Below are 13,586 nucleotides of genomic sequence, written 5' to 3'. Positions count from 1 at the left end.
AATTGCCGTCCGAATTTTTAAATCACGTGGCTTTCGGACGTTTTCAGGCCGGCACAGGCGGCGATTGGTGAGAAGGCAGGGGAAAACATGGTACTTCCGAGGGCAGCCCGAACGCAACGGCGAACCCGTATCCAGGAGGAGAAGGAAGAACTGATTCTGGAGGCGGCGCTCGACGTGTTCGCCACCCATGGCTTTCGCGGCAGCACGATCGACCAGATCGCCGATGTGGCTGGGATGTCGAAGCCCAACCTGCTTTATTATTTCCGCACCAAGGAAGCCATGCACCGGGCGCTGATCGACCGGGTGCTGGACAATTGGCTCGATCCGCTGCGCGAATTTGACGCTGCGGGCAATCCAGTCTCCGAAATCCGCAGCTATATCCGGCGCAAGCTGGAGATGGCGCGGGATTTTCCGCGCGAGAGCCGGCTGTTTGCCAACGAGATCCTGCAGGGCGCTCCCCATATCGAGGACGAATTGAAAGGGCCGCTGAAGGCGCTCGTGGATGAGAAGGCGGAGGTGATCCGCGCCTGGGCAAAGGCCGGCAAGATCGCCAAATGCGATCCCTACCATCTGATCTTCGCCATCTGGTCGACGACGCAGCACTATGCCGATTTCGACGTGCAGGTGCGCGGCGTGCTGGGAGACGGGCGCTCCGGTGAAGGGCGTTTCGAGGATGCGGCGCGGTTTCTTGAGCAGTTGTTCGTCACAGGCCTTTCGGCCGACGGTCCGGCGAACTGACGTTTGTCAGCTTCCTGACGGCTGGGCGGGAGCCTCGCCCTTTCCCGACGATGCGGCCATCAAGCCCTCGAATTCATCGGCGTTGTGAACGATCAGGGTTTCGAGCGTGCCGGTGCGGCCGCGAATGGCGATGTTGTAGCTCTCCCGGCCATCGACCGTGAGGCCGGCATACCGCACGACGTCGGCGGAAACGGCCAGCTGCGCATCATATTCCTTGGCAAAGCCCTCCAGCCGGCTGGCCGCGTTGATCGTGTCGCCGACGGCTGTCAGCGCCGAGGCTTTGCCATAGCCGATATGGCCGATGATGGCGGGGCCGGCATGCATGCCCATGGCGATGCGCAGCGGCTTGTCGAGTTCGCTCATGAAATTGCGGTTGAGAACGTCGACGCCCCTGGCGATGCGGATGGTCGCGGTCAGCGCCTGCGCGCAGGCGTCCTCGATGGACGTATGCAGTCCGAAGATGGCGAGAGCGCCGTCGCCGATGAACTTGTCGATGACGCCGCCCGCTCCCTCCACCGCCTCGCCGATGGTCTCGAAATAGCGGTTGAGCAGGAAGACGGTGTCGAACGGCAGCTGTTGCTGGGCCAGCAGCGTGAAGTCGCGCAGGTCACAGAACAGCACGGCGATCTTGCGCTCGCGGCCGGCCGCTTCATGCTCGGTCGGCTGGGCCTTGTGGCCGACATTGTCGGCACCGAGAATGGGCGAAATCGACAGGTTGTGGGTCGGCCGCAGCTGGCAGGCAAGGCGCACATTGTCAGGTGCGCGGATACGCGTCAGCGTTGCCCGCTCGGCCTCGTTGGCCGCTGGCTGCCGCTCCAGCCCTTCCGTCACCCGCACCCGGCAGGTCGAGCAGCGTCCACGTCCGCCGCAGATCGACAGATGCGGGATGCCGGCGGCGCGGCTTGCCTCGAGCACGCTGAAGCCTTTGGCAACAGAGATGGCCCGGTCCGGGTAGGTGATGCGGATCTTTCCGCGGACGGGGACCGCGCGCGCGATCAACGTTCCGCCGATCATCGCCAACAGGCCGGCGATGATGGACAGCCGGATATGTCCAAGGGTTTCGGAGGAGGCGCGGGGCGGCCGGAACCAGGATGCGGACGGCAGCCCGCCTTCCAGCGACCGCGCCGCGACGGCAAACCCGAGCAGGGCGAGCAGGGGAACCAGCACCGCGAATGTGTAGAAGACCAGAAAATAGCGCGGATACCAGCTGCGGCCCCGCATCCAGAACCATGCACCAAGACAGCCGTGCGCCCAGGCAAGGACCAGTGCGACCGATTGCCGAGTCGCGGTCAGGGAATTCGACCAGAGCGCCGGCAAGACTTCGTAGTAGCCATCGCCATAGCCCGTCAGCATCCACTCGATCCGCGTGCTGACCACGTGGCCGACGATAAGGAAAGGAAAGGAAAGCCCGAAGACGATCTTCAGCGCTTCGCGGACCGGCATGCGCAGGGTTTGCCGGCGGTACAGGCTTTCAAGTGCGAGCACAAAATGGACCAGCAGCGAGCCGTAGAGCAAGGCGGTGCCCGGCCAGCTTCTCCAGACGACGTTGAAGACCCCGCGCACTTTCTCCATGGCGTCGACCGAGATCAGGCCGAGCGCATGGTTGGAAAAATGCGTCAGCAGGAACAGTCCCAGACAGGCGCCTGTCAGCAGATGCAGCCTTTTGCGCGATCGTGAGGAAGCGAGCTTCAAACAGACATCCGGTGTTGGCGGCCACGAGCCGCGTGTCTTTTACTTCTTATTGACGAGTTCCCGGTCTGGGGCAACGCACGATTTGTGGACGCATCGTCGCAATTTTGTGTCCAATCCGTTATCCCGGCTGCACGTTATCGCGTCGCATGGCAAAAATCCGGGCATTTTTTCCGACCGGGACCGCAGGCGCCCGGGGTTCAGCCAGACGCCTGCAATCGTTCAGTTCCGGTCTCTAAAAGTAGTGATCCCGCTCGATGCCGTCATAACGGCCGGACTTCAGGCAGCAGTGCTTGAAACCGCCTCCGCGATTGGCAGGGGCAGGGATCGTTGCGGCCGAGTTTCTCGATCAGTTCGACGTCGCCGCGAACGAACCGGGTGCCGGTCTTGACGTTGGTTTCGGATGGATAAGACTTGCGTCGCTTGGACGTGATCTCAAAAGCTCACGTCGTGGAAGGTTTTGCGTGACATGATTGCCTCCTGTTTTGGCATGCTGCCATAGATTGCGGCGGATGTTTCATAACAGGTTCGCGGTGGCGATCAATGGCAATCGGCCGCCTCGCATTTTGGGCGAGACGGCCGATATTGGGCGAAAGCCGTTCTTACTCCGCAGCCTGGCGGGCCATCGGATTGTTCGGATGGGTCGTCCAGTTGGCGTAGTTGGCATCGACGACCTTGCCGGTCCGCTCGTCCAGCGTGCCCGGCTCCAGGCCGACCATGGTGATGCAATCCTGCACGGGACAGACGTTGACGCAGAGATTGCAGCCGACGCATTCGTCTTCCATCACCTCGAAACGCCTGACGCCATCAACGAACTGGGTGATTGCCTGGTGCGAGGTGTCCTCGCAGGCGATATGGCAGCGACCGCACTGGATGCAGGCATCCTGGTCGATGCGGGCCTTGGCGATGTAGTTGAGGTTGAGATACTGCCAGTCGGAGACGTTCGGAACCGCGCGGCCGCAGATGTCGTCGAGATTGCGGTGCCCCTTGGTATCCATCCAGTTGGACAGGCCGGTGATCATCTCCTGAACGACCTTGAAGCCGTAGGTCATTGCCGCTGTGCAGACCTGAACATTGCCGGCACCGAGAACGAGGAATTCGGCCGCGTCCCGCCAGGTGGTGATACCGCCGATGCCGGAGATCGGCAGGCCGTAGGTTTCCGGATCGCGGGCGATCTCGGCCACCATGTTGAGCGCGATCGGCTTGACCGCCGGGCCGCAATAGCCGCCATGGCTGCCCTTGCCGTTGATCGAAGGCTCGGGCGAGAACGTATCGAGATTGACCGATGTGATCGAATTGATCGTGTTGATCAATGACACCGCATCAGTGCCGCCGGCCTTGGCGGCGCGGGCGGGCTTGCGGATATCGGCGATGTTCGGCGTCAGCTTGGTGATGACCGGCATTCGGGTGTATTGCTTGCACCAGCGCACGACCATTTCGATATATTCCGGCACCTGTCCGACCGCGGCACCCATGCCACGCTCCGACATGCCGTGCGGACAGCCGAAATTGAGTTCGATACCATCAGCACCGGTTTCTTCCACCAGCGGCAGGATCGCCTTCCAGGCATTTTCTTCACACGGAACCATGATCGAGGCGATCAGAGCCCGGTCCGGCCAGTTCATCTTCACCTGCTTCATTTCGCGCAGGTTGGTGTAGAGGTCGCGGTCGGTAATCAGCTCGATGTTGTTGAGACCGAGAAGCCGGCGGTCGGCGCCCCAGATCGCGCCGTAGCGCGGGCCGTTGACGTTGACGACCGGCGGGCCTTCCTCGCCGAGTGTCTTCCAGACCACGCCGCCCCATCCCGCCTTGAAGGCGCGCTCGACATTGTAGGCCTTGTCGGTTGGCGGTGCCGAGGCCAGCCAGAAGGGGTTGGGAGACTTGATGCCGATGAAATTGTTGCGCAGATCAGCCATTGTTCATTCTCCCCTTCAAGCGACGGCGACGGCCGGCTGCGATGCAGCGGCCAGCACACGGTTGATCGATTCGGCCGCGTCGCGGCCCATGGCAACGGCGGAAACCGTCAGGTCCTCGCCGCCCAGAACACAGTCACCGCCGGCCCAGACGCGGTCGAGCGATGTGCGGCCCTCGTCGTTGACGACGATACGGCCGGACTGCAGGGTAATGCCCCCGAGACCGTCGGCCTCGAAGGTCTGGCCGATGGCCTTCAGCACATGATCGGCGGTGATGACGCCGGTTTCGCCTGTCGTGGTGAGGCGTCCGTCCTCGATCGTCGTGTAATCAAGTTCGATGCCGGCCACCTTGCCGTCGCGGGCGATGATGCGCTTGGGCTGCAGCCAGTGGCGGATCGTGACGCCCTTGGCGGCGGCGAGATCCTGCTCAAATTCCGAGGCGTTCATGTTTTCCTTGCCGCGGCGGTAGCAGATCGTCACCTCTTCGGCGCCGAGCAGCTTTGCCTGCACGGCGGCATCGACTGCGGTCATGCCGCCGCCGAGTACCACGACCCTGCGGCCGACGGGGATGTCCGATTTGGTTTCCGATTGTCGGAGCGCAGCGATGAAATCGACCGCATCCTCGACACCTTCGGCAGTTTCGCCTTCGGCCCGCAGCGCGTTGACGCCGGCAAGGCCGAGGCCGAGGAAGACGGCGTCGTGATTGGCCAGCATGTCGCTCAGCGAAAAATCGCGCCCGAGCATCTGGCGGTTGCGGACCTCGATGCCGCCGATGGCGAGAACGTAGTCGACTTCGGCCTGTGCGAAATCATCGACCGCCTTGTAGGTGGCGATGCCGTATTCATTGAGGCCGCCGGCCTTTTCGCGGGCGTCGTAGATGACCACATCGTGACCTTTGACGGCGAGGCGGTGGGCGCAGGCGAGACCTGCCGGACCTGCGCCGACGATGGCGATGGATTTGCCCGTCGGTTCGGCGCGCTCGTAGAACTGCTTGTTTTCGCGCATGGCGATGTCAGTGGCATAGCGCTGCAGCCGCCCGATCTCGACCGGGCGATGCTCGGCCGTGTTGCGCACACAGGCCTGCTCGCAGAGCGTTTCGGTGGGACAGACGCGAGCGCACATGCCGCCGAGAATGTTCTGGTCGAAAATGGTGTTTGCCGACCCGATCGGGTTTCCAGTCGATATCTGCCGGATGAACAGCGGGATATCGATGGAGGTGGGACAGGCTGTCATGCAGGGCGCGTCGTAGCAGAAATAGCAGCGGTCGGAGGCGACCAGCGCTTCATGCTCATCCAGCGGCGGATGCAGATCGGAAAAATTCTTCTCATATTCAACTGGCGAGAGGCGCCCGCTCAGTATTCCAGTTTCAGTCGTTCCCATTTTTTTCTCCCAAATGTCGTGCCTCAGGATGATGAAACGGTAACACGCTTTATTTTTTTATCAAACGGTAAAATTTTAAAAATGAAATCGCCGGAATCGCGGCGTAGCAGGGGTTTCGACCTGCCACTGATGGGGATGTCAGCGGTCTGTGTTTGACAGAGTGCCGGAAAAAGTGTCAGCACATTGACTAGGGAGTACAGCAAATGGCGCGCAGACCGGAAGGCAACAACAGGCTCGATGATGCCGCGCGTGCGGGCTGGCTCTATTATGTCGCCGGGCGCACCCAGGACGAAATTGCGTCCGCAATGGGGATTTCGCGCCAGTCGGCGCAGCGGCTGGTTTCGCTCGCCATGGCCGAGCGCCTGATCAAGGTCCGCCTCGATCATCCGATCGCCGCCTGTCTTGAGCTCGGGCTTCGCCTCAAGGAAAAATTCGACCTGCGGCAGGTCGATATCGTGCCGAGCGATCCCGCGTCGTCATCGACCACCGTCGGTATCGCCGAAGCGGGGGCGGCCGAGATCGAGCGCTGGCTGAAATCGGTCGATCCGATCATTCTGGCCATCGGTACGGGGCGAACGCTGAAGGCGGCGATCGATCAGCTGCCGGCAATGGAATGTCCGCAGCATCGCATCGTCTCCCTGACCGGCAATATCGGCCTCGACGGGTCGGCTGCCTATTACAACGTCATCTTCTCGATGGCGGATGCGGTCAAGGCGCGGCATTTTCCGATGCCGTTGCCGGTTCTCGTGTCTTCGCCGGAGGAGCGGGTGGTGCTGCACAGCCAGGCGCTGGTGAAATCCGCGCTGCAGCTTGGTGCCGAGGCGAATGTCGCTTTCGTCGGCGTCGGCGAACTCGGCCAGCAGGCGCCCCTGTGCGAGGATGGCTTTCTGGCCCCCGACGAGATGGCGCGGTTGATGGACGAGGGGGCTGCCGGTGAAATCTGCGGCTGGATGTTCGACCGCGAGGGACAAATGATGCCCGGCAGCATCAACCAACGCGTCGCCAGCGTGCCGTTGCCGTCGCGTGATTCGTCGACCGTCATCGGCATCGCCAAGGGGCAGCGAAAATACGTTGCGTTGCGGGCTGCTCTCAAGGGGCGCGTGATCAACGGACTGATCACCGACGAGACGACTGCGGAGTTTTTGCTCGCCAATTGAGCGAATGCCCATAAATTTTCATAAGTAAAATCAAATCAATAGGGTGTCGCTTCTGCGCTGCAGCAACGAATGCCGATTGACATTCTTTGGAAACGTGTGAGTAATTGCCCACGAGCAAGGCAAATGCTCATAACTCTTCTGGGAGGAAGATATATGAACTTGAAAACTTTTTTGCTGGGCACGTGCTCGGCAGTCGTCATCGCGGGTTTTGCGCAGGCAGAAACCCTCACCATTGCCACGGTGAACAATGGCGACATGGTCCGGATGCAGACGCTGACGGACGATTTTACCAAGGCAAACCCTGACATCCAGCTCGAATGGGTCACCCTCGAAGAGAACGTGCTACGCGAACGCGTCACCACGGACATCGCAACCAAGGGCGGCCAGTACGACGTTTTGACGATCGGTACCTATGAAGTTCCGATCTGGGCCAAGCAGGGCTGGCTGCTACCGCTCGACAAGCTGGGCGCCGATTATGACGTCGACGACCTTCTGCCGGCCATCCGTTCGGGCCTGACCGCGGACGGCAAGCTCTACGCGGCTCCGTTCTACGGCGAAAGCTCGATGGTCATGTACCGCAAGGACTTGATCGAAAAGGCAGGGCTCACCATGCCCGACGCTCCGACCTGGGAGTTCATCGGCGAGGCTGCCCGCAAGATGACCGACCGCGGGGCCGGCATCAACGGCATTTGCCTTCGCGGCAAGGCCGGCTGGGGCGAGAACATGGCGTTCCTGACCGCCACGTCCAACGCTTTCGGCGCACGCTGGTTTGACGAGAACTGGAAGCCCCAGTTCGATCAGCCGGAATGGAAAGCCACGCTCGACATGTACGTCAAGCTGATGAACGATGCCGGCCCGCAGGGCGCTTCGTCCAACGGCTTCAACGAAAACCTGGCGCTGTTCCAGCAGGGCAAGTGCGGCATGTGGATCGACGCCACGGTGGCAGCTTCGTTCGTGACCAACCCGAAGGACTCGACGGTTGCCGACAAGGTCGGTTTCGCTCTTGCTCCCGACACCGGTCTCGGCAAGCGTGGCAATTGGCTGTGGGCCTGGAACCTGGCCATTCCGGCCGGCACCAAGAAGGCGGATGCAGCCGAGAAGTTCGTGTCCTGGGCAACCAGCAAGCACTATCTCGACATCGTTGCCGCCAAGGAAGGCTGGGCAAACGTTCCTCCGGGCACGCGCACCTCGCTTTATGAAAACCCCGAGTACCAGAAGGCGGCTCCGTTCGCCAAGATGACGCTCGATAGCATCAATGCCGCCGACCCGAAGAACCCGTCCGTAAAGCCGGTGCCTTACGTTGGTGTTCAGTTCGTCGCGATCCCGGAATTCCAGGGTCTCGGCACGACGGTCGGGCAGCTCTTCTCCGCCGCTCTGGCAGGCCAGATGTCCGTGGACGATGCGCTCGCACAGGCACAGCAGGTAACCACCCGCGAAATGACACGCGGCGGCTACATCAAGTAACGTTCCTTCCCAAGGACGCGACTGCCCGGAACCATTCCGGGCAGTCGAACCCTCCACGGCAACAGGGTTTGCCGTCGCGCGAAATTTTTTATGCGCGCCATGTTTAAACTTTACACATGATAATATAGAGAACGAGACCAGTGTTCCGATTTGTCAGAATATCGGGCAATATGGCGAGGGAGGGTTGTTCCAATGGCTACACAGAATACGCGCGTGCTCGCGCGCTTTATGATGGCCCCGTCCGTCGGGCTTCTTCTGATCTGGATGATCGTGCCGCTGGCGATGACGCTGTGGTTTTCGTTCCAGAACTACAATCTGCTCAATCCGGGCAATGTCAGTTTCGCTGGCCTGTTCAATTACCAGTATTTCTACACGGATCCTGCCTTTTTCCAGTCCATCTGGAACACGCTGGTTCTTGTGGTCGGCGTGCTTTGTATCACGGTCATCGGCGGCATCGCACTCGGTTTGCTGCTGGATCAGCCGATGTTCGGGCAGGGCATCGTGCGCATCATGATCATTTCGCCGTTCTTCGTCATGCCGCCGGTGGCAGCCCTGGTGTGGAAGAACATGATCATGCATCCGGGCTACGGCGTGTTCGCGGATATCAGTCGCGCGCTTGGCCTGCAGCCGGTCGACTGGTTCGCGCAATATCCGCTGCTGTCGATCATCATCATTGTTGCCTGGCAATGGCTGCCGTTTGCGACGCTCATCCTTTTGACCGCCCTGCAATCGCTTGACGGGGAGCAGAAGGAAGCAGCCGAGATGGACGGGGCGAACTTCGTCAACCGTTTCATCTATCTGACGCTGCCGCATCTGGCGCGTTCAATCACCGTCGTCATCCTGATCCAGACGATCTTCCTTCTGGGCGTCTATGCCGAAATCCTCGTCACCACCAATGGCGGCCCGGGCTACGCATCGACGAACCTGCCGTTCCTGATCTACCGCACGGCCCTGCTTGGCTACGATGTCGGCGGCGCTTCGGCGGGCGGCATCATCGCAGTTATCCTCGCCAATATCGTCGCCTTCTTCCTGATGCGCGCCGTTGGCAAGAACCTCGACAGATAAGGGAGGCAGGACCATGGCCCGCGCAGTCTCGACCAGAAAAACCGTTGTCGTCACGATCTTCGCATGGATCGTCGCGCTCATCATCTTCTTCCCGATCCTTTACACGATCATCACCAGCTTCAAATCCGAAACCGAGGCGATCCAGGGTTTCAGCCTGATCCCCTCGGGAACGGTCGAAAGCTATGAGGCCGTGCAGGCTCAGAGCAATTACTTCAAGTTCTTTCTGAACTCGGTCATCCTGTCGCTTGGCTCGACATTCCTTGCGTTGCTGATCTCGGTGCCGGCCGCATGGTCGATGGCGTTTTCGCCGACCAGACGGACCAAGGACATCCTGATGTGGATGCTCTCCACCAAGATGATGCCGGCGGTTGCCGTTCTGGTGCCGATCTATCTTCTGTTCCGCGATTTCGGCCTGCTGGACAGCCGGATCGGCCTGACATTCATGCTGACGATGATCAACCTGCCGATCGTGGTCTGGATGCTCTACACCTACTTCCGCGAGATTCCCGGCGAAATCCTGGAAGCGGCGCGCATGGACGGCGCCTCGCTCTGGGGCGAGATCGTCTACGTCCTGACACCGATGGCGATACCCGGCATCGCTTCGACCATGCTGCTGAACATTATCCTCGCCTGGAACGAAGCCTTCTGGACGATCCGCCTGACCACGACCAATGCGGCGCCGCTCACCGCCTTCATCGCGTCCTTCTCCAGTCCGCAGGGGCTGTTCTGGGCCAAGCTGTCGGCAGCATCGACGCTTGCGATCGCGCCGATCCTGATCATGGGCTGGTTCAGCCAGAAACAACTTGTCCGCGGCCTGACCTTTGGCGCCGTGAAATAACTCAAAGAAAAGACCTGGAGGCACGCATGGGCAATATCACACTCAAGAAGGTCAACAAATCCTTCGGCACGACACAGGTCATTCCGGGCATCGACCTGACGATCAGCGAGGGCGAGTTCGTCGTGTTCGTCGGTCCGTCGGGCTGTGGAAAGTCGACGCTGCTGCGCCTGATCGCCGGGCTTGAGGATACATCCGCAGGCACGATCGAGATCGACGGCCGCGACGTCACGGGCATGGCACCGGCCAAGCGCGGGCTGGCGATGGTGTTCCAGTCCTACGCGCTTTATCCGCATATGACGGTGCGCAACAACATCGCGTTTCCGCTGAAGATGGCCAAGCTCGATCAGGAGACGATCGACAAGAAGGTGACGGAAGCAGCAAGGGTGCTGAACCTCACCAACTATCTCGACCGCCGTCCCGGCCAGCTCTCCGGCGGTCAGCGCCAGCGTGTCGCCATCGGCCGTGCCATCGTGCGCGAACCTTCGGCGTTCCTGTTCGACGAGCCGCTGTCCAACCTCGATGCGGCCCTGCGCGGAACGATGCGGCTGGAGATCAGCGAGCTTCATCATCAGCTGAAGACGACGATGATCTACGTCACCCACGATCAGGTCGAGGCCATGACCATGGCCGACAAGATCGTCGTGCTCAACGCCGGCAATATCGAGCAGGTGGGCTCGCCGCTCGATCTCTATCACCGGCCGGACAATATCTTCGTCGCCGGCTTCATCGGCTCACCGCGGATGAATTTTGCCACCGGCGAATTCTCCAAGCCCTACAATGCGCACACGATCGGTGTTCGTCCCGAGCATCTCCAGCTGTCGACCGAAGCGGGCAGCTGGAGCGGTGTCGTCGGTGTCGCCGAGCATCTGGGCTCCGATACCTTCTTGCATATTCATGTCGACGGCATTGGTCTGGTGACGGCCCGTGTCGGCGGCGATTTTGTGGTCAAGCATGGCGATCGGGTGTTCCTGACGCCGGAAGAGGGCCGCGTTCACAAGTTCGATGACAAGGGACTGGCAATTCGATGACACGGCTCAAGGGTAAAAGCGCGCTGATCACGGGATCGGCGCGGGGGATCGGCCGGGCTTTCGCAGAGGCCTATATCCGCGAAGGTGCGACGGTGGCGATCGCCGATATCAATCTCGACCGCGCGAAAGCAACTGCTGCCGAGCTTGGCGCCGCTGCCTATGCCGTTGAAATGGACGTGACCAGCCAGGCCTCCATCGATGCGGCGATCGCAGCGGTCGTGGCAAAGGCCGGCGGTCTGGATATTCTGGTCAACAATGCGGCCCTGTTCGATCTCGCGCCGATCGTCGAGATCACCCGGGAAAGCTACGACAGGCTGTTTACGATCAATGTCTCCGGCACGCTCTTTACCATGCAGGCGGCCGCAAGGCAGATGATCGCGCAGGGACGCGGCGGCAAGATCATCAATATGGCAAGCCAGGCGGGGCGCCGGGGCGAGGCTCTTGTCGCCGTCTATTGCGCGACCAAGGCGGCGGTTATCAGCCTGACTCAATCGGCCGGACTGAACCTCATCAAGCACGGCATCAACGTCAACGCGATTGCCCCGGGCGTCGTCGATGGCGAGCATTGGGACGGTGTCGATGCGATGTTTGCCAAGTTCGAAAACCGTCCGCTGGGCGAGAAGAAGAAGCTGGTCGGCGCCGAAGTGCCGTTCGGGCGCATGGGCACGGCCGACGACCTGACGGGCATGGCGGTCTTCCTCGCTTCCGCAGACAGCAACTATGTCGTTTCGCAGACCTACAATGTCGATGGCGGCAACTGGATGAGCTGAGCTCAAAGCTCGTCGAAAGGAATGAACATGACGACCAAACTTTCGCTCGCCAATCTTGACGCCATCAAGGCGACTGCCGCGGTCCCGGCCTATGACCGGTCGACCCTGACAGCAGGCATCGTCCATTTCGGTGTTGGCAATTTTCACCGCGCCCATCAGGCGATCTATCTGGACGACCTCTTCAACACCGGCAGCGATCACGATTGGGCAATCGTCGGGGCAGGGGTTCTCCCCTCCGACGAGGCGATGCGCGCAAAACTCGCCGAACAGGACTTCCTGACGACGGTGGTCGAGCAGGACAACAACAGAAGTGCTGCGCGCGTCACTGCGCCGATGATCGACTATCTGCGGCCAGGCAATGCGGCAGCGACAATTGCCAGGCTTGCCGATCCGGCGATCCGTATCGTGTCCTTGACGATCACCGAGGGCGGTTATTTTATCGACCCTGCCTCTGGCGCGTTCAATCCGAAGCATCCTGCCATCGTTGCCGACAGCCAGAATCCCAGCGATCCGAAGACCGTGTTCGGCCTGATCATCGCCGGACTGAAGGCGCGCAAGGACAAGGGTATCGTGCCGTTTACGGTGATGTCCTGCGACAATATTCCCGGCAATGGCGAAGTCACGCATGCGGCCGTTTCCGGCCTGGCGCGGCTGTCCGATCCGGCGCTTGCCGCGTGGATCGAGGCCAATGTGGCTTTTCCGAACGGGATGGTGGACCGCATCACGCCGGCAACCGGACCACGCGAAGTTGGTATTGCTGCCGACGACTACGGCATCGACGACAACTGGCCGGTGTTCTGCGAGGAATTCAAGCAATGGGTTCTGGAAGATCATTTTCCGGCCGGCCGGCCCGCGCTTGAAAAGGTCGGTGTCCAGTTCGTGCCGGATGTAGCGCCCTACGAGCACATGAAGATCCGCATCCTGAATGGCGGCCATGCGGCAATCGCCTATCCGGCAGCACTTCTCGATATTCATTTCGTGCACGAGGCGATGGAGGACAAGACGGTTTGCGCGTTCCTCGCCAAGCTGGAGCATGAGGAAATCATCCCGGTCATTCCGCCGGTTCCGGATACCGATCTGCATGCCTATTTCAAAAAGGTCGAGACACGCCTCTTCAATCCGAAGATCGGCGATACCATCCCACGCCTGGCGCAGGATGGCTCCAACCGGCAGCCGAAGTTCATCCTGCCGACCACGGCCGACCGGTTGCGGCGCGGTGAAGATGTCATCGGCCTGTCGCTGGTGTCGGCGCTCTGGTGCCGCTACTTTGCGGGAACTTCCGATAGCGGCAAGGCGATCACCTTCAACGATGCCAGCGCCGACCGGCTTCACGCGGCGGCGGTGAAAGCCAAGGACGATCCACAGGCCTTCCTTGCACTTTCGGATATCTTCGGCGATGTTGCGCAATCAACGCTGTTTCAAAAGCGCTTCGCACATGCGCTGCGGACACTTTGGGACAAGGGCACGCGGGCAACGCTTCAGCTCTATCTCGACGGAAAACTTGGAGAATGACCTCATGACGCTTGGGCTTTCGCGCACTGTCG

General features: G+C 60.9%; 12 protein-coding genes. 8 read left to right on the top strand and 4 right to left on the bottom strand.

Annotation, left to right across the window (positions count from 1 at the left end; translation table 11 throughout):
* Nucleotides 1–87: 87 nt before the first annotated feature.
* The gene (locus ADU59_RS26080) at nucleotides 88–738 is read left to right on the top strand and encodes a TetR family transcriptional regulator C-terminal domain-containing protein (RefSeq protein WP_068958133.1); all 651 of its coding nucleotides are present in this window, start codon (nucleotides 88–90) and stop codon (nucleotides 736–738) included.
* Nucleotides 739–744: 6 nt separating this feature from the next.
* Here ADU59_RS26080 and ADU59_RS26075 read toward each other — a convergent pair whose 3' ends face one another.
* The 4 genes from ADU59_RS26075 to ADU59_RS26065 all read right to left on the bottom strand — a co-directional run bounded on the left by ADU59_RS26075 (nucleotide 745) and on the right by ADU59_RS26065 (nucleotide 5,720).
* On the bottom strand, nucleotides 745–2,430 hold the full coding sequence (locus ADU59_RS26075) for an adenylate/guanylate cyclase domain-containing protein (protein ID WP_068958131.1): 1,686 nt from the start codon (nucleotides 2,428–2,430) through the stop codon (nucleotides 745–747).
* Nucleotides 2,431–2,690: 260 nt separating this feature from the next.
* Nucleotides 2,691–2,777, bottom strand: a complete 87-nt coding sequence (locus tag ADU59_RS31230; RefSeq protein WP_244506519.1) for an SEC-C metal-binding domain-containing protein — start codon at nucleotides 2,775–2,777, stop codon at nucleotides 2,691–2,693.
* 252 nt (nucleotides 2,778–3,029) lie between these two features.
* Nucleotides 3,030–4,343, bottom strand: a complete 1,314-nt coding sequence (gene preA, locus ADU59_RS26070; protein WP_068958129.1) for an NAD-dependent dihydropyrimidine dehydrogenase subunit PreA — start codon at nucleotides 4,341–4,343, stop codon at nucleotides 3,030–3,032.
* A 15-nt stretch (nucleotides 4,344–4,358) separates the two neighbouring features.
* The gene (locus tag ADU59_RS26065; protein WP_068958127.1) at nucleotides 4,359–5,720 is read right to left on the bottom strand and encodes an NAD(P)-dependent oxidoreductase; all 1,362 of its coding nucleotides are present in this window, start codon (nucleotides 5,718–5,720) and stop codon (nucleotides 4,359–4,361) included.
* Nucleotides 5,721–5,923: 203 nt separating this feature from the next.
* Here ADU59_RS26065 and ADU59_RS26060 point away from each other — a divergent pair, with 203 nt between their 5' ends.
* The 7 genes from ADU59_RS26060 (at nucleotide 5,924) to ADU59_RS26030 (ending at nucleotide 13,554) form a co-directional block, all read left to right on the top strand.
* On the top strand, nucleotides 5,924–6,877 hold the full coding sequence (locus ADU59_RS26060; protein ID WP_068958126.1) for a sugar-binding transcriptional regulator: 954 nt from the start codon (nucleotides 5,924–5,926) through the stop codon (nucleotides 6,875–6,877).
* A 153-nt stretch (nucleotides 6,878–7,030) separates the two neighbouring features.
* Complete coding sequence (locus ADU59_RS26055; RefSeq protein ID WP_068958124.1) at nucleotides 7,031–8,341, top strand: ABC transporter substrate-binding protein; 1,311 nt, start codon at nucleotides 7,031–7,033, stop codon at nucleotides 8,339–8,341.
* A 192-nt stretch (nucleotides 8,342–8,533) separates the two neighbouring features.
* Complete coding sequence (locus ADU59_RS26050; protein WP_068958123.1) at nucleotides 8,534–9,406, top strand: carbohydrate ABC transporter permease; 873 nt, start codon at nucleotides 8,534–8,536, stop codon at nucleotides 9,404–9,406.
* Nucleotides 9,407–9,419: 13 nt separating this feature from the next.
* Nucleotides 9,420–10,244, top strand: a complete 825-nt coding sequence (locus tag ADU59_RS26045; protein WP_068958121.1) for a carbohydrate ABC transporter permease — start codon at nucleotides 9,420–9,422, stop codon at nucleotides 10,242–10,244.
* Nucleotides 10,245–10,270: 26 nt separating this feature from the next.
* Nucleotides 10,271–11,272 carry an ABC transporter ATP-binding protein gene (locus tag ADU59_RS26040; protein WP_068958119.1) on the top strand — a complete coding sequence of 334 codons (1,002 nt, stop codon included), beginning with the start codon at nucleotides 10,271–10,273 and terminating at the stop codon, nucleotides 11,270–11,272.
* Nucleotides 11,269–12,042, top strand: a complete 774-nt coding sequence (locus tag ADU59_RS26035) for an L-iditol 2-dehydrogenase (protein ID WP_068958117.1) — start codon at nucleotides 11,269–11,271, stop codon at nucleotides 12,040–12,042. Before ADU59_RS26040 ends, ADU59_RS26035 begins: the two co-directional genes overlap by 4 nt.
* A 27-nt stretch (nucleotides 12,043–12,069) precedes the next feature.
* Complete coding sequence (locus ADU59_RS26030; RefSeq protein WP_068958311.1) at nucleotides 12,070–13,554, top strand: mannitol dehydrogenase family protein; 1,485 nt, start codon at nucleotides 12,070–12,072, stop codon at nucleotides 13,552–13,554.
* The last annotated feature ends 32 nt before the right edge of the window (nucleotides 13,555–13,586 follow it).

The organism is Pararhizobium polonicum (genome assembly GCF_001687365.1).
Classification (GTDB): Bacteria; Pseudomonadota; Alphaproteobacteria; order Rhizobiales; family Rhizobiaceae; genus Pararhizobium; species Pararhizobium polonicum.
Note: the sequence above shows the minus strand (reverse complement) of the source record. Positions and strands in the feature narration are given on the sequence as shown.

What these genes read in the sequence shown, in the direction of transcription:
- ADU59_RS26080 (WP_068958133.1), top strand. Translation starts at nt 88, where the DNA reads ATGGTACTTCCGAGGGCAGCCCGAACGCAACGGCGAACCCGTATCCAG.
- preA (WP_068958129.1), bottom strand. Translation starts at nt 4,343, where the DNA reads ATGGCTGATCTGCGCAACAATTTCATCGGCATCAAGTCTCCCAACCCC.
- ADU59_RS26065 (WP_068958127.1), bottom strand. Translation starts at nt 5,720, where the DNA reads ATGGGAACGACTGAAACTGGAATACTGAGCGGGCGCCTCTCGCCAGTT.
- ADU59_RS26060 (WP_068958126.1), top strand. Translation starts at nt 5,924, where the DNA reads ATGGCGCGCAGACCGGAAGGCAACAACAGGCTCGATGATGCCGCGCGT.
- ADU59_RS26055 (WP_068958124.1), top strand. Translation starts at nt 7,031, where the DNA reads ATGAACTTGAAAACTTTTTTGCTGGGCACGTGCTCGGCAGTCGTCATC.
- ADU59_RS26050 (WP_068958123.1), top strand. Translation starts at nt 8,534, where the DNA reads ATGGCTACACAGAATACGCGCGTGCTCGCGCGCTTTATGATGGCCCCG.
- ADU59_RS26045 (WP_068958121.1), top strand. Translation starts at nt 9,420, where the DNA reads ATGGCCCGCGCAGTCTCGACCAGAAAAACCGTTGTCGTCACGATCTTC.
- ADU59_RS26040 (WP_068958119.1), top strand. Translation starts at nt 10,271, where the DNA reads ATGGGCAATATCACACTCAAGAAGGTCAACAAATCCTTCGGCACGACA.
- ADU59_RS26035 (WP_068958117.1), top strand. Translation starts at nt 11,269, where the DNA reads ATGACACGGCTCAAGGGTAAAAGCGCGCTGATCACGGGATCGGCGCGG.
- ADU59_RS26030 (WP_068958311.1), top strand. Translation starts at nt 12,070, where the DNA reads ATGACGACCAAACTTTCGCTCGCCAATCTTGACGCCATCAAGGCGACT.